Source organism: Holdemania massiliensis AP2 (assembly GCF_000327285.1).
Taxonomy (GTDB): domain Bacteria; phylum Bacillota_I; class Bacilli_A; order Erysipelotrichales; family Erysipelotrichaceae; genus Holdemania; species Holdemania massiliensis.
Genome location: NZ_HE998570.1, coordinates 21,473 through 37,796, shown reverse-complemented (window position 1 = coordinate 37,796; position 16,324 = coordinate 21,473). Strand labels below are relative to the sequence as shown.

The window sequence follows — 16,324 nt, the reverse complement described above, 5'->3', positions numbered from 1 at the left end:
AAAAACAAAACCGATCTGCTGACCGGTTTCTGTTTCATTCTATTTTTTGACGAACTTCATCGCCATTTGGTTTTCAGCCGGACAGTGCGGGATCTGTATCGAAAGGGAGGATCGCTGCAAATCCCTTAACTGGCCGCTTACGGGTTCATTAAGAACCGGAGGTTAATAATTTTCGGGTTTTCCACTTTCCGCTGAAATAATATGCCATGCAGATCAGACAAGGAATGATTCGGGAACAGGCAACACCCCACCACAGACCTTGATAACCCATCTGAAAGAGATTGACGAAGATCAGGCTCAGACCGATTTTACAAACGACACCGTCCAGGATGCCGATCGCAAAGCCGAGTTCAACAAAACCGCATCCGGTAACCATCGCCTGAAAAGCCCCGATAACCGCAGAAACGATGAAGTGAAGAATGAAGATACGTAAGAAGGTAACGCCCAGATCCAAAACCTGCGGATCGTTGGTAAAGATACCGAAGATTAGTTTCGGGCAGAACAGACAAAGCAAGCTCGTCACCGCTGCGCAGACCAACGTACAGCCTAACGTATAGATTGTTGTTTTCCCGGCCCGTTCCACTTTCCGGGCGCCCAGATTTTGTCCCACCATGGAGGCGGAAGCGGTATCGACTCCCTGAACAAAGACTTCCAGGAATTTCTGCAGCTTGTTGCCGATACTGTTTGTGCTGGAAACAACCACGCCGTAAGAATTGGCCGTTGAATTGACCCACAGCATCGAGAACCGTACCAATAAACTGCGGACTACCTGCGGAATGCCTAACTTAATAATCACGCGCATGACCTCGCCATCCAACTTAAAATAAGACAGCTTCGGTTCAAAATCGAATTTTTCTCGATTCCGGATCATGAAGATCAGCGCTGCACCGAAGGAGCCTAACTGCGCCAATACTGTCGCAATCGCGGTCCCGGCCGCTTCCATATGGAATCCAGCAACCAGCACCACATCCAGGAAGATATTAATCACGGCCGCGACAAGAATAAAGATCAATGGCCGCTTGGATTCCCCCATTCCCCGCAGAATACCGCAGACGGCATAATATCCGAAAATAAAAGGAAAGCCGATCGCCGTTATGACCATGTAGGCGCTTGCCTGATCCATGGCTTCCTGAGGACAGTTGATCAAATTTAAAATAGACGTGTGGAAGAAAATCGCGACGACAGCCAATACGACTGAAATCAAAATCATAAAACTCAGCAGCGTGCCGACGGTTTTCTTGATCTTCCCCTCATCGCCTGCGCCGAACAGCTGTGAAATATAAATCTGGCCGGCCGTGGAAAATCCCATCGCAACCGGTGCAACCAGATCGGCAATTTCACCGCCGGTGTTGACACCGATTGTACCTAAAGTCCCGACATATTGCCCAATGACGGCCAGATCCACCATTGAATATAATTGCTGAACAAGATTGGTCAAAACAATTGGAATCGCAAAAATTAACAGACATCGCAGAATGGATCCTTCCGTCAGATTCATTCCGACTTTCGCTTTTTTTACTGCCTGTGTCACAAATGAAACACCTCCCATAAACATGCCTATTTTATCAAGATTCCACTTTCTTAAAATTTCAATAAGTAATCAATCATTACCACGAAATTAGAAATTTTCAAAACCGTCAGGAATGCGGGATTGTTCTGATCTGGACTTGTTTTCCTCATTGAGGTCATTGTCTTGCGATATTTTCCCGCTTTTTTCTTCCGTGTTTGTTCGCTGGAAAAGTCCATGAAAACTTCAAGATCATCACTCCAGGTCCATAAGCTTCCGGAAGTATTGTGTATTTCATCCTCTTTGGAAAGTGATTATAATGAAAATAACAAACAGAACACCGTCCTGGAAAATACCGCTGATTGATCTTCAATCCAGTTGATGAAACGAGGATTATCGGAAAGATCGGCATGCTATTTATGCGCTCTTACAAATCAGGAAACGGATGAAACAGGCTCATATTTTTCAGTTTGGATCTTGACGCATCCCCGTTGGATTCAGGATTAAACGGCTTGACCGTTATTATAGAAGGAGGATTCTTACCATGCTTGAAGTCGCAAAAAGTTCCCGTATTATCACCCCCGCCGGTTCCGTGCCTATCGCAGGTCATGCGATGCGGACAGAAAGTTCAACTGGCGTCCATGATGAACTGGAAGTTCATGTTCTGCTTTTAAATTTAGAGGGGACACGCTGCTGTTTTATCAATGCCGACGTCATCGGCGCTGATTTCAATTTTGTCAGTCGTGTTAAAAACACCGTCCATGAGCTTCTGGATATTGATCCGATGCTGACAGTGTTCAGTGTTACGCACACGCACACCGGACCTTATTTTGGTATGTCGGCCTTCACCGGATCTAAATCCGAAGCAGATACGCAGTATGAAAACGAAGTGCTGGACAAAACGATGGAAGCCGTTCTGGAAGCTTCAAAGCAGTTTGTTCCATTTACCGACGTCATTGTTCGGCAGGGTGAAGTCAAAGGCTTCTACGGCAACCGCAATGGACTGGATAAGCCCGGCGATGAAGTCATCACCGATCTGGAATTCCGCGATGAAACTGGAAAAACTGTCGCAGCCTTCGTCAATATGTCCTGTCATTCTACGATTATGAATCCTCTGGAAACTCAACTCAGCGCGGATATGCTGGGCAATGTCCGGCGTGAGCTGACACCATATTTAGGCATTGTTCCGCTTATGAGCAACGGCAATGCCGGGGACATGTCCAACCGCCTGTACCGTCACGGCAATGATTTTAATGAGCTCAAGCGCGTCACCGCCGGCATCGCGGCTCACATCGCCGGCTTCAAAGACGGTCAGAACCTCTGTTTAACTCCGGTTCAGGCCCGATCGGTTGCTTTCGAAGTGGATTATGACAATGATAAAGCGGCCTTGAGCGAAGCGTTGGCAAAACTGGAAGAACAGCTCAATACCGTTACCGAATTTGATGCCCGCAAATGGCTGCTTTCAGAAATTTCCGGCTATCACCGCAAGCTGGCTCAGGATCATGTTCATGTTTGCCTCAACAGTACGGTGTTGCGCTTAGGTGATCTGGAACTGGTCATCATTCCTTGTGAATTAGCCAGTGCCTTCGGCAAACAGATCAAGCGCAGCTCCAATGCCAAGGTCTGTCTGGTCTGGGGTTATGCGAACGGATGCAGCACCTATGTTGTTGAAGCCAGCGAGTTCAACGGCGGACATGACGGAATCTCAACTCAGCTCAAGCGCGGCCAGGCTGAGGAATATGTTGCCAAACTGATTCAGAATCTGTTTTAAATCCAAGAACACACATCGTTCGGAAGGGTAATCCTTTCCGAACTTTTTTATATGCTTGCCTTAAAACCGTCGAATTCCATCCTTGAGTACCTGATCTATAGGGAACCAACGGGTCTTTTCAGATCACGAAAGGAAAAGAAAATCCAGACAGAAAAGCCTTTTTTATAATACAGTCCGTTCAAAGACGCTAACGGTGTGGAAACTTTTTGACCTTCTGAGGATAATTTCCATTATTTGGCGCTATTCTCTGTCAAAAAAGAATAGAAAAGGCAAAATTCTAGTGGAAATAGATATCCTATAATAACAAAATGTAAGCGTTTATAATTAACCTATCAGATAAATATGCATATTTGATTGATACGAAAGGAGATTATTTTATGAACGAATATCTACAGAGCAGTGGTCTGGTTGACGTTCGGGTTGATGACCGAATGGTTCACGGCATCGTTGCTACCATGTGGATTCCAGAGAATCACTGCACCCGGGTTATGGTTGTCAATGAAGACGCTTCTAACAATCAGGTGATTCGCAGCACGTTGAAAATGTCCGTCCCGGCAGGGGTCAGCTTATCTGTGCTGGCGCCGGAAAAAGCTGCGGCCAACATCAAAAATGGGAATTATACCGACCAGCGGGTCTTTATTGTAGGTCGTGAAATTCAGGATGTTTATGCTTTATACAAAGCCGGCGTTCAGTTTGCCCGCATCAATCTCGGCAATGTAACACAGAATACCGGCGAAACGCTGATCCTGGACAAAACCGTCCGGGTGAACAATGAGGAAAAGGCCATGCTTCGCGAAATGCGGGATGCTGGGATTCAGATCACCTGCCAGTTCAGAACCGATGATCCGGTGAAAGTCTGCCGGGATATTCTGGATTGATCCGCTCCTTCAATCAATAAGAAAAGGAAGAAAGGAAGAGAAAAATGTTTACTCCAATTCAAATCATTCTGGTTTGCGCGTGGATGTGGGGATTCACCGTCATCGGAATGAGCGTTCAGCTTTTCAGCTATGGTGTAGCGGTACTGCATGGTTTTGTTACCGGCTTAATCATGGGCGATGTTGCTACAGGTTTGACCGTCGGAGGCACGCTGTGCCTGATGGGTTTGGGCGTCGGCGGCTACGGCGGATCCTCCGTTCCTGATTATGCCATGGGTACGGTTGTCGGCACCGTCTTCGCGATTGCGACCGGCGGCGGTGTGGAAGCCGGACTGGCGACGGGGATTCCGGTTGCCACGCTGGGCACCCAGTTTGATATTCTTGCGAAAATGTGCGGTTCCTTCTTCATCCACAAACAGATGGACTGCGTTGAAAAGCATCAGTTCGATAAAATGGGGATCTGGGCTCACGGCTGGAATATTTTCCGGGCTACCTTATATACCCTGCCGATTCTGTTGGTTATGACCGTCGGTTCCGGCATCATCACCACGCTGCTTGCGAACATGCCGGTCTGGCTGACCAAGGGCCTCAACACCGCAGCCGGAATGCTGCCGGCAGTCGGTTTTGCGATCTTAATGAAATACCTGCCGATCCGGGAATACGGCGTCTTCATGATCTTCGGCTTCGCGGCGGCTTCCTATCTGGGCTTGTCGATGGTGGCCATCTCCATGTTTGCCTTTGTCGCTGCCTATATGGTTTATAAAGGCTTAGAGAAGGGCAATACCTCTGCGGCTGCGGCGAATGGAGGGAACTACGATGAGTAATGTACTGACTAAAAAAGATCTGCGGCGTTGCTTGAACCGTTATATTTTCACCCGTCAGTCACCGTTTAACTATGAAACGATGCAGTCCGGCGGCTGGGTTTACTCCATTCATCCGGCCATGGAAAAAATCTATGACGGCGATGCGGATCTGTTAGCGGAAAAATACAAAGATCATTTCAAATTCTACAATACACACCCATGGATGGGCAACATCATCCTCGGCGCCTGCATCGCCATCGAATCTACCAAAGATCCGGATGCGACCAAGCAGGCTGTTGAAATGCGGACAGCGCTGATGGGTCCGCTGGCGGGGATCGGGGATGCGATCATTTGGATCATGTTCATGACGATCCTCGGCGCAATTGCTGCTTACATGGCTTTGGAAGGCAGCATTGTCGGCTGGGTGATCGCGGAAGTCATTCAGCTGGTCATCTGGTTTGCTTTCTACAAATTATTCTTTGTCGCTTATGAACAGGGCGTCACTTTCGTAACCACCCGCAGCGCTCAGCTGCAGCACATCACTGAAGCCGCTTCTGTTCTGGGTTTGTCGGTTGTCGGCGCACTGGTGGCTTCGACTGTCAATGTTAAGTTCGGAATCACGATGAGCTATGGCGAAGTCGTTCAGCCGGTCAACGATCTGCTGGATTCCATCATTCCGCATTTCGGCAACGTCGTGACCGTCGCTCTGATCTATTGGGGATTAGGCCGGAAGAACATGACTTCCGGTAAGATGATTGTGCTCGTCTTAGTCGCAGCGATCCTGCTCTCCGCGATCGGCGTTCTGGCTTAAACTGAAAATTGAGGATGCCTACGAAGCACGCATGTTTCTTGCGTGCTTCCTTTCACATAGGAGGCCGATATGATCCGATTTCATAACAATGTTGAAAACTTCATGGCCGAATTCAGCCAACAGCACTCCAAGCTGGAAAGCCTGATCGAACAAAATCAATTCGAGCAGGCCAGTCAGATCCTGTTAAAACTGATGGATCCCGTCCTTCCCAGCTTTGCGTTTCGGCTGGTTCGCTTACCTGAAAAGCCTCAGTATATGCTGGAGCTGACGACCACGCTGGATCCACTGCGGCGTATTCTGGCATTTTACTTCTGTTCTCAGCTGCCGGAACCTTTGAAAAAGACATGGCGCTTTGAATACAGCCATCCCGCCTTAAACGGCAGCTTTACCCATGAAGGCGTGACCTGGAATCCATCGGAGATCCAGGTTCTGCCTTTCTTTGACAACAAGCGCCACCGCCTGAATCTCAAGGTGGAAAAGAATCCCAAATTTAAAGGACTCCGTGAGGAAGATTGCTTCATGATATTATATATCATGCTTTCGGATGCGATCGGCGAAACGGCCGTGGAAGCCTATCTGGGATCACTGCAGTTCCTGGACGGCATCGAACGCTGGAAAACACGCGGCAAGGCCCGGGTAAGCCTGGATCAGTTGGCAGCCCTGCTTCATCAGGAATGTCATAACCGCGGCTGGATCGATCCAGATGATATTGTTTTCATCGCCAAGAATTATACCTACCGTACCCGCAAGCTTACGCTGCGGCAGGATATCACCGAGGGTGTCAGCTTCTGTCTGCCGCTGCTCAACGAAGAAGGCCGATCCGCCTCCCAAAAACCTTCGACGGCTCTTGTCAACGCAGTGCAGGCAGCGTATTGCAGCGTTGTCGTCAGTTACCCGCCGGCGTTATCCAAAGCGGAAAAAACGGAACAGCGCGAAAAGGCAGAGAAGGAAGTCAACCGCATTCTCAGTCAGCGGAAAAGCGGCATCCTGATCAACGCTGCCCTGGGCAACGCTCATGGATACGTCGATTTTCTGGTCTTTGATGAATCCACTTTGGAAGCGATCCGAACTTGGGTGAAAACGGATCCGCATCTGGAGGTTCTTGAACTGCAGTAACAGACAACAGGAGGTGATCGGTTATGGAAAAACTGCTTCCCATTCAAATCCAGCTGCTCGATCGGCTGAGCCGTATCAAAGAACCGGTCAGCTCTCAATTCCTTGCGAACAGTTTGGGCGTTTCCAGCAAAACAATCCGGAAGAATCTCAATCAGCTGAATGAGGTTTTAAGCGAAAACGGCGCGGTGATCGAGTCGAAAACAGGAAGCGGGTACTGGCTGACTGTCTGCGACCGCCAGCAGTTTGAACGCTTTTCTCAGGGAACGGCCACGCGCAGCAGCCAGCAGATTCTCAATCCGGTTCAGGTAGACCGAACTCACCTGGTCATCCGCACGCTGCTTTGCCGGGACAGTTATACCCGCATTGAAGAACTGGAAGAACTGCTTTTTATGAACTTGACCAGCGTCAAACAGATTCTGAACCGGGCGCGGGAAATTCTCAGACAGTTTGATCTAAAAATTGTATCCAAAAGCCGGCACGGCATGAAAATTGTCGGAAGGGAACATGATATCCGGCTGTGTCTGAATTATGAATACGGCAATTATGCAACGACCTCTGTGCGCACGGCACAGCCTGAGGAATATGGCCGGCTTTATCCGTTCGATCCGCAGATTCAGCAGCAGATTGAGCTGATCATTCGATCCCTGCAGGAAATGTTTATCAGTTACAATTTGTCCAGCTCCTCACTGGCCTCCCTCAGCCGCCTGATCATCCTCTCCGCCTTTCGCAGCAAGCAGGGACATCCGCTTGAATATCCCGAATCCACAATCATCCGCTTCACCAACCGCAATTCCTACTACGTCGCCAAGCTGGTGCTGAATCAATGTACCGATCTGCTTCAATGCCGCTTTATCCGCGAGGATATCATTCTTCTGGCGATCGGCTTTGTCGGCTTTCGGATCGCGCTGAGTCCGGATGAAATGTTCCGCGACGGCTTTCTGGAAAGCAAAGACATCGCTTTCGATCTAGTTCAGCATCTGGCCCAGACCAATCTGTTCAGCTCCATCAACAAAGACATTAAGCTGGTCGATGATATCGCGCTGCATCTCGACGGTCTGTTCACTCGTTCCCGCTATCATCTGCGGACTACGCAGTTTGCCAGTGAGGTTCAGGTGCAGTGCTCCCTCATGTCCAAAAAGATGGCGATGCAGGCGATGGTTTATTTGCATGAGAAATATGAGATTGAAATCAGTGAAGAAGAAATCACTCGGCTGGCACTGGTGATTCATCCGGTTTTCGGCCGGTTTCCCTGGAAATTCAGAAAAATCCGGGCCTGCTGCGTATCCAACATTGATAAAAGTGTTGGGCGCGGTATGGCAGAGCGGCTGATGCGCAATTTCGGCCGGTTTCTGGAACAGATCGATGTGCTGGAGCTTTATGAATTAAAGGAAACGGATTTGAGTGTTTATGAGATCCTCTTTACTTCTTATCCTGCGGAAACATTGAATTTTGTTCCAAAGACCTTAACTGTCTTCCATCTTGATTTATTTTTTGATGAAAATACCAAGCGGACGATCCGCAGTTTATTTGTCAACGGTACGCATCACAGCAATTTCAAGATTCGCTCTGATCTGCGTCCGCAGCAGATTTTCACGGGGATTGAAGCAAGCAATGAAGAAGCGTGTTTTAAGATGATCGGCGAAGCCCTCTCGCCCCTGACCGACAGCCCTCAGCTGCTGCAGGAGGATCTGCTTGCCTGCGAACAAATCATGGCTTCCCAGCCGCAGGACAATGTTGTCATCCTGAGCGGCCTGCACTCGCATACGCAGGGCGTGACGATCGCCGTGTTTGTCCTGAAACGTCCCATTCCCTGGAACCGCAGCCTGCAGAAAGCTCAGGTTGTCGTGTATTGGGATCGCGGCAACATTGCCAAGGATGCAGAACGCTTTGAAAATGAATATGTTCCCCATCTTTTAGAAATTGTTTTCCATGACCGGCTGGTGATCGACGAGCTGGTCAAAAATCCGGATTATGAGCATCTGATGGATGTCATTCTGGAAAATCATCTTGCGGTACTGACACTGGGCAGCAGTTTCCGCTGATTCGCAAAGAAGTCCCAAAAAAGGAAGGAAACTCAATTATGCGTAAAATTGTAATTATGACTCACGGCCAAATGGCGCACGGCATTCTGAATACCCTCAGCATCTTCACAGCTGATTTACAATCAGTCACGGCGATCAGTGCTTATGTGGACGACTGTGATCCCAAAGCTGAACTGGAGCGTTTTTTCGCAGAAGTCAGCGAAACCGATCAGGTAATTCTGTGTACGGATATTTTAGGCGGCAGCGTCAACCAGCTGGCCGTGCCTTATCTCAGCCGTCCTCATACCTACTTGTTTACCGGCATCAATTTTCCACTACTGCTGCAGCTCATGTGTCTGGATGAAGAAGCTTCCGAAGCCCAGATCAAAGCCCTGGCAGAAGTCGGAAAAGAAGCGGTTGTCTGCATGAACGATTATCAGTTTCCGCAGTTTGACGAAGAAGACGAATAAATCCCAAACTTTGCAAGCGGAAAGGAAAGCGGTCTTAACGGCAAATCTTTCTGTCATTTCCTTGAATTGTTGAGTTAAAATAAAAAAAAGGTAGGATCGGTTATGATTAAATGGATTGTCAGTGATTTGGATGGAACGCTTTTTGATGGGCATGGCGAAACGGTACTGGATCTCAGCGCTGAGAATGAAGCGGCACTGCGGGAAATTCAGCAGGCCGGAATTGAGTTCAGCGCGGCCAGCGGACGGATGATCGGTTACAGCATTCACCTGATGAAAAAATATGGATTTTCCAAGATCCGCGCGGCTGGGTTTAATGGGGCTGTCGGATATGATCAGGGAAAATGGGTGGCTGTGCGGGCTTTGAAGCGGGAAACCCTCGGTCAGATCATTCAGCTTTTACGGTCGGAATGCCCGCAGTTGGAAACGCTTCAGATTCAAGGAATGAATTCCGAACGGATTTTTACTTCCCTGGATCATCCCGCAGCCCTGCGCTATCGCCAGGAATGCACCAAAACAGGAATTGGTCAGGTCATGGATTTCACGGTGGATCAATATCTCGAACGGGATCGGGGTCTTCTTGCCGGCAAATTATCCGCTCAGTTCAATTCCCCAGCCGCCTGTCAGGCCGTTTATCATCGGCTGAGTCATCAATTCCATGATCAATGTCTGATTCATCGAAGCGGTGACCGGCTGCTAGAAATCGGAAATTGTTTAGCTCACAAAGGCCTCTTTCTTGCCTATCTCAAAGAAACCTATCAACTGCAGCCCCAGGAAATGGCCGTGATCGGTGATTCCCTCAACGATGCTGAAATGTTTTCGGAAGCGCAGCATACCTTTGCGATGAAAAGCGGCAGCGAAGAACTGCAGCGGCTGGCGGCGCATACCGTCGATTCCGCAGCCCAGGCCATGCGCTGGTGTATCGCTTACAATCAGAATGAACAACGGGAAAGAGAAAATTTGTTTTCAGCCAAGGCTTAAGCTTTGGCTAGGATCGACGTCAGTGTGAAATGCATGGCGTCTTTTCTTTGCAAGGGAAGCTGAATCCGCTTAAGATTAAACCAAATTTTGAAATGCTGGACTCCTGGATTTCTTCTATACTGATAAAGAGTTCCATCAGGAGGATACAATAATGAAAATTTCTGAAGTTTTAACTCAGCTTATGGCCTGGCATGAACCTTTTGAACCTTCCGCGCACGGCAGCCGCGATCAAATATTAGTTGGCGATCCGGTTCAGGAATGCACTGGAATCGGTGTGACGGTCTGCGCGACTTATGAAGTGCTGGAAGCGGCCGTCCAGCAGCATCTCAACCTGATCATCAGTCATGAATCGATCTTTTTCGGCAGCAGCAATACCGAAGACATGCTTCAGTCCAACGAAGTCGCCAGAAAGAAGAAACAATTTGCCGAACAGCACGGCCTTGTGGTTTGGCGTGATCATGACCGGCTGCATGGCAACGGACAGCCCTTTCATCCTCAGCGCATCAATCCTGATTACATTTTTACCGGGATCATGAAGGAACTGGGGTGGGAAAATCAGGTGGCGGATGATCCGCTGAAGCCGCTGCTTTATCAAATTGCCCCCATCTCCGCCCGTCAGCTGGCCGACTTTCTGATGGACCGTTTTCAGCTCAATGGACTGCGGGTTGTCGGCAATCTCGATTGTCAGGTATCCACGGTCTTATTCTGTGAACATGTGATGGGATCCGCTAAAGACAAAGAGATCATCCAGCGGGCTCAGCAGGCCGACGCCCTCATCCCCTTTGAAATCTGCGATTATACCTTAACCCAATATGTCAAGGACGCCGCGGCCCAGGGTGAATCCAAAGTTTTGTTGGAAATGGGACATTTTAACTGTGAAGAGCTGGGAATGAAAGCCATGGCCCGATGGCTGCCGGAAGTTATTCAACAGCCGCTGCCGATTACTTTTCTGCCGGCCCAAGACTTGTTTCACTATCTTCTTTCCGCTAAAGCTTGATTTTTTGTTCCGCAGCCTCTGAATTTTCCTGGATTCGTCTGCCAAATCGAACGGGAAAAGCTTATAATAAGAGGCAGAGGGATAACAATCATGCTTACTGCAATCGAAAGAAAAATTTTACAGCACATCTCTTACAGCGAGGGTTATGTCAGCGGGGAAGAATTAAGCAAACTGTGCAATGTTTCGATCAATACGATCCGTAAGGAAATCGAATTGATCAATCAGGAACTCACTCACAGAGGATGTACGATTGAAACGAAAGTCGCAGTTGGCTATTCTTTGATCGTTCAGGATCCGGAAATCGCCGCAAGTTTTCTGACGCAGTCGCTGAAAGAATTCCGGCGTTTTGACTATTTGAACTATGCTGAGTATTCCACAGCTTATCTAATTACCTTGAAACTTCTGACCGCCTCCGCCTATACCTCGATTGAATCGCTGGTCGACGCGTTATTCTGTTCCCGCAGTACGATTTTGCGAACTTTGGAGCAAGTCCAGACGATCCTCTCCCCGTTTGAGCTGGAAGTCAAAGTCCGGCGCAACTACGGCTTAATCCTGCAGGGCAGCGAATGGTCAAAGCGGCTTTGTTTGATTTTCATGCATAAAGTTTTCGTCCATGAAAACAAGCCGAAGATTTATTCAGGAACCTTCGGCGCTTTGTTTTTAAATCAGACGGATTATCCGCAGACGCTGATGGATCAGGTTCAGACTTATTTCGGCAATCATTCCGACATCACCATTCCCAATATCCATTTGATCAAGATTGTTCAGTATATTCTTCTAGCCCGGACTCGCTCTTATCATGCGGATGAAATCGATTATTCCCCGGATCAGCGTCAGAAAATCCAAAGCTTGCCGGCCTATCAGGCTGCCAGTCAGCTATACAGCTTGCTTCCGGCGTATTTCCAGGAAAATCTGCAGGAAACTGACCGGCTGTCCCTGGCTGTGATGATCGCCTGCTGCATGACATTAAGAAGCACTGCCTTCATACCGGAGCCGCAGCGCCAGGCAATGCTGACAGAAGTGCAGGAAATCTTGGCTTTCCTATCTCATTATTATGAATTAGACGGTTGTTTTGACGATCCTTTTTATGATGCCTTTGCCTGTTACCTCTATTGTCTGCATCTGAAAAAGGAGTTTCACTTCTCAACGGATTCAGAAGAGTTGACAACCTCCACGAAAGTCGGCTTATGGACAGCCGAGCTGTGTTCCTTATTTGCTTTATTCTATAAACTGAAGTATGCGGTTCAGCTGGATGAAACAGACCTGACCGAGGCTTATTACATTCTAAACGCCGCAATCTATAAGCAGAATTATACCTTTGACAAGATGAAGGTCGCGGTTGTTTCCCGGCAGGGTCGTTACTACAGTGAAAGCTTTGCGGTACGGCTGATGATGCAGGCCAATCGTTATCTGCGGCAGATCGAGATTCTGGAAGTAACGGAATTGTTTGATCCTTCCAAAACGGATTATGATGCTATCCTGACCGATCTGTATCCCGGTTCGCTGCCAGCCTGTGCCAAAACGGTGATTGAACTGAACCATCATCCCAACGATGCGGTTTTTGAAGATTTAGCTCAGTTCCTTGTCTGCGATCTGAACCGCAAAGCACTCCCATTGTTTCCAAAACAGAACTTCCACAAGACACATTTTTCTGATAAGCAGGCTGTCTATCATGCGATTTATAAACAAGTTCAGAATCAATTCAGCGATCAAGAGGAATTCTTCCGCGATTTAGAGCTGCGCGGCAGCTTTATCAGCAATGAGAAGAAACATGATTTGGTCTTGATTACCACGCTTGCCCTGCGTACTCAGCAGCCCTGCTTTGAGGTGTTTGTCAACCGCAAGCCGATTTCTTGGAATCAAAACAAGGCCCGCGTCTTTATTTTCTATCAATATGGCAACGGACGCCGGGAAAACGTCCAGAAGATCAGTCATCTGTTAAAGCAGTTCATCCATCAGAATCCCTTGTTTCTCAATACGCTCTATGATCAAAGCTATGAAGATATCCTATCCAATTTTAATATTCTTTAGCCTGGAGTCATGCTGAAATTATATGAAATATAGAAGATTGAAAGTTTCTTTATAGACTACCTCTTCTATTTTTTTACAGCTTTGCGCCGTATCCTTTTTAAGGAAAACCACTGCCTTATGCAGCTTTATTTCATCGGCTGGGCTTTAGAACCGCTCAAGACTGCCACTATCTGAGAGTTTTGTTATATTTCTTATTAAGCTTGCCTAAAAAGTGTACTCTTCTCTTATTGATAAGGGATCATCATAAGAAATATCTGTCACCCAAGCAAAGGCATTCCCTTAATTGATAATATATACTTTAGAGTATAATACTTATAAGTATATAAATGCTTGAGAGGCTGTTATGACTTTGGATTCAAGAAGAAACCACAAAAAGATCTTCAGCGCAGGGAGTTCCCTGAATCGAAGATCTTTTTTATAAAATTCTATAATTTCTGAATTCTATTCTTCAGTAAACTGATGCTTATAAACCCGATCTGGGCTGTATCGCAGTGCTGTCCATTGATGAATGTTCTTGGTGCAGGAAACATGCCGCTGGCCATCCCGCTCAAATACCCGCTCACCATCGGAATTTTCCGGATTCTTTAATACCTGTTCAACCGTATTCAATAAATACTGCAGGATTAATGGGGATTGATCCCAAGCGCCATGCCCTGGGAAAACACCGTTGATTTCCGCAAACCGCGGCTGCAGCTTCCGCAAAGCCTCGCCCAGCGCTTCAACAGTGCAGAACTCACCGTAAGCCGTACCCTTCGGACGGCTGCCGATTCCCGTTGTATCGCCGCTGAACAAAATGTGATGATGATGATCATAGAAACCACATTGTCCCGGAGTATGTCCCGGAAGCAGGACAGCTTCAACAAGATATCCATCGCCTAAATCAAACAAATGTCCATCTTCAATGCCGATAATCTCATACGGAACATAGTTCTCCTTGTGGTGACGGTCAATGATGATATCTTCCTTATCAAAATGGGTATATACCGGCTCACCCGGCTGAATCCACTCATCCCAGACCTGAATCGGCTGATCGGTATTGTTAAACAGATAATCCCAGATATCCGGATTGTTCTTTGTCTGCAGATCCAAAACTTCGTTTCTGTGACAGTATACCCGCTCAAACTGCGCGTTGCCGTAGCAATGATCATAATGCGCATGCGTATTGACAACGATCAGTTCTTTTTCTCCGATCAAATGCCGGATTAAACCTTTCAGATCGCCCACACCAAATGACGTATCCACCAACAGCGCCTTTTCAGGGCCATCGACCAAGTACATCCAAACATCACCGGCACCATCGAAGCTGTCGTTATACAACGCATACACACCTTCGCGGACTTGATAAACTTCGGTATACGGGTTGATCTCTGGATAAAACTGTTTCAATGAGCTCGTTTCCCGCAGAATCTTCATAAAGGACCAGCGGACTGGATGTTCCGTTTCCCAAACGATTCGTTTAGACTTTAAATCGGAATGGATCAGACGCGGAACGGCGCCCAAGGCTGTATTTTTCTTAAAACTTCCCGGCATACATTTTCCTCCTGTCTTTCTTCCAATTCTATTCTGTTAATAGCTTCCTGGTTTTCCATTTGCCGCTGAGATAATAAGCGATGCAGATCACACCGTTGACGATGCGGGAACAAGCCACGCCATACCACAGACCTTCATACCCCATGTGAAAAACGTTGATGAAGATCAAACTCAGGCCGATCTTACAGATAACGCCATCCAAAAGGCCAAGCAAAAAGCCCATCTCCACAAATCCGCAGCCAGTCACCATCGCCTGGAAGGATCCCGTGATCGCTGAGGCAAAGAAATGAATGGTAAAGATCCGTAAAAAGGTCGTTCCCATTTCAATAACAGCCGCATCCTGGGTAAAGATGCCAAAGATGACATGCGGAATCAAAACGCACAGCAGCGATGAGAGACCTGCCAGCACGACGCAGCAGCCGGCTGTGACCCAGGTTGTTTTCCCGGCCCGCTCCGGCTTGTGCGCACCTAGATTCTGACCGATCATACTGGCTGCCGCTGTATCGACGCCGGAGATGAAAACCTCCAGGAACTTCTGCAGCTTGTTGCCCACACCGTTGGTTGTGGAAACCACAACGCCGTAAGAATTGGCCGACGCATTAACCCAAAGCATTCCCGTCCGCACCATGAGGGAACGGAAAACCTGCGGAATGCCCAGGCGAACCAGCACCTTCAAAATCGGCATATCAATCTGGAAATAGCGCAGTTTAAGTTCAAAATCAAAGTGTTCACGCTGAATCCACAGGTAGAGGAATGCCGCCAAAAAGGAACAAAGCTGGGAAACAACCGTAGCGATGGCCGTTCCGGCAGCCCCCATGTGGAAAACGGCAACCAGCAGGATATCCAGAAAAATGTTGGCCGCGGCCGCTACCAGAATAAACAACAGCGGCTTTTTGGATTCGCCCATGCCCCGCAGCACACCGCAAACCGCGTTGTAGCCGAAGATAAACGGATATCCCAAAGCCGTGATGATCATGTACTGCGACGCCTGCGACAGCGCCACCTGCGGACAATTCAACAGCTGCAGAATCGGCTGACAGAACAAAATACCCAATCCCATTAACACCAGGGAACAGACGATCGTAAAGGTCAGAAGCGTTCCGACCGTTTTTTTCATCTTATCTTCCATGCCGGATCCCGCCAGCTGAGCGATATAGATCTGTCCTGCTCCGGCAAAGCCCATCGCGACGGGACTGACCAGATCCGCCATCTCGCCGCCGGTATTAACGGCGATGCTTCCGACGTTGCCGACAAACTGACCGATGACCGATAAGTCGACCATCGAATACAGCTGTTGGACAATATTCGTCAGAACAATCGGAATCGCAAAGATCAGCAGTGTGGTCAGGATCGGCCCTTCAGTCAAGTTCGTGCCGACCTGCCTGCGTTTTCCCGCGGCTTCCATTTACCGGCT

General features: G+C 48.2%; 13 protein-coding genes. 10 read left to right on the top strand and 3 right to left on the bottom strand.

Going from position 1 to position 16,324, the window contains the following annotated elements; genetic code table 11:
- Positions 1-148: 148 nt before the first annotated feature.
- Positions 149-1,531 carry an MATE family efflux transporter gene (locus tag BN162_RS14400; protein WP_020225821.1) on the bottom strand — a complete coding sequence of 461 codons (1,383 nt, stop codon included), beginning with the start codon at positions 1,529-1,531 and terminating at the stop codon, positions 149-151.
- 520 nt (positions 1,532-2,051) lie between these two features.
- On the opposite strand from BN162_RS14400, the gene BN162_RS14395 reads away from it, so the two are divergent.
- The 10 genes from BN162_RS14395 (at position 2,052) to BN162_RS14350 (ending at position 13,380) form a co-directional block, all read left to right on the top strand.
- On the top strand, positions 2,052-3,278 hold the full coding sequence (locus tag BN162_RS14395) for a hypothetical protein (RefSeq protein WP_020225820.1): 1,227 nt from the start codon (positions 2,052-2,054) through the stop codon (positions 3,276-3,278).
- Positions 3,279-3,655: 377 nt separating this feature from the next.
- Entirely contained in the window at positions 3,656-4,156 is a 501-nt protein-coding gene (locus tag BN162_RS14390) for a PTS sugar transporter subunit IIB (RefSeq protein ID WP_020225819.1), read from the top strand.
- A gap of 44 nt (positions 4,157-4,200) precedes the next feature.
- Positions 4,201-4,977 (top strand): PTS mannose/fructose/sorbose/N-acetylgalactosamine transporter subunit IIC, encoded by a 777-nt coding sequence (locus BN162_RS14385; protein ID WP_020225818.1) that lies wholly within the window; start codon positions 4,201-4,203, stop codon positions 4,975-4,977.
- On the top strand, positions 4,970-5,767 hold the full coding sequence (locus BN162_RS14380; RefSeq protein ID WP_020225817.1) for a PTS system mannose/fructose/sorbose family transporter subunit IID: 798 nt from the start codon (positions 4,970-4,972) through the stop codon (positions 5,765-5,767). Before BN162_RS14385 ends, BN162_RS14380 begins: the two co-directional genes overlap by 8 nt.
- A 69-nt stretch (positions 5,768-5,836) precedes the next feature.
- Positions 5,837-6,883 carry a hypothetical protein gene (locus tag BN162_RS14375; RefSeq protein ID WP_020225816.1) on the top strand — a complete coding sequence of 349 codons (1,047 nt, stop codon included), beginning with the start codon at positions 5,837-5,839 and terminating at the stop codon, positions 6,881-6,883.
- 23 nt (positions 6,884-6,906) lie between these two features.
- Positions 6,907-8,925, top strand: a complete 2,019-nt coding sequence (locus BN162_RS14370; protein WP_020225815.1) for a BglG family transcription antiterminator — start codon at positions 6,907-6,909, stop codon at positions 8,923-8,925.
- A 38-nt stretch (positions 8,926-8,963) separates the two neighbouring features.
- Positions 8,964-9,374 (top strand): PTS sugar transporter subunit IIA, encoded by a 411-nt coding sequence (locus BN162_RS14365; RefSeq protein ID WP_020225814.1) that lies wholly within the window; start codon positions 8,964-8,966, stop codon positions 9,372-9,374.
- 102 nt (positions 9,375-9,476) lie between these two features.
- Positions 9,477-10,352 carry an HAD-IIB family hydrolase gene (locus tag BN162_RS14360; RefSeq protein ID WP_020225813.1) on the top strand — a complete coding sequence of 292 codons (876 nt, stop codon included), beginning with the start codon at positions 9,477-9,479 and terminating at the stop codon, positions 10,350-10,352.
- Between the two features lie 151 nt (positions 10,353-10,503).
- A complete protein-coding gene (locus BN162_RS14355; RefSeq protein ID WP_020225812.1) occupies positions 10,504-11,349 on the top strand; it encodes a Nif3-like dinuclear metal center hexameric protein in 846 nt (281 codons plus the stop codon).
- A gap of 90 nt (positions 11,350-11,439) precedes the next feature.
- On the top strand, positions 11,440-13,380 hold the full coding sequence (locus BN162_RS14350) for a BglG family transcription antiterminator (protein ID WP_020225811.1): 1,941 nt from the start codon (positions 11,440-11,442) through the stop codon (positions 13,378-13,380).
- Between the two features lie 441 nt (positions 13,381-13,821).
- Here the strand turns inward: BN162_RS14350 and BN162_RS14345 are convergent, their stop codons facing one another.
- Together BN162_RS14345 and BN162_RS14340 are read right to left on the bottom strand one after the other, a co-directional pair.
- Complete coding sequence (locus tag BN162_RS14345) at positions 13,822-14,910, bottom strand: MBL fold metallo-hydrolase (RefSeq protein WP_020225810.1); 1,089 nt, start codon at positions 14,908-14,910, stop codon at positions 13,822-13,824.
- Positions 14,911-14,938: 28 nt separating this feature from the next.
- Complete coding sequence (locus tag BN162_RS14340; RefSeq protein WP_020225809.1) at positions 14,939-16,315, bottom strand: MATE family efflux transporter; 1,377 nt, start codon at positions 16,313-16,315, stop codon at positions 14,939-14,941.
- Positions 16,316-16,324 lie beyond the last annotated feature (9 nt).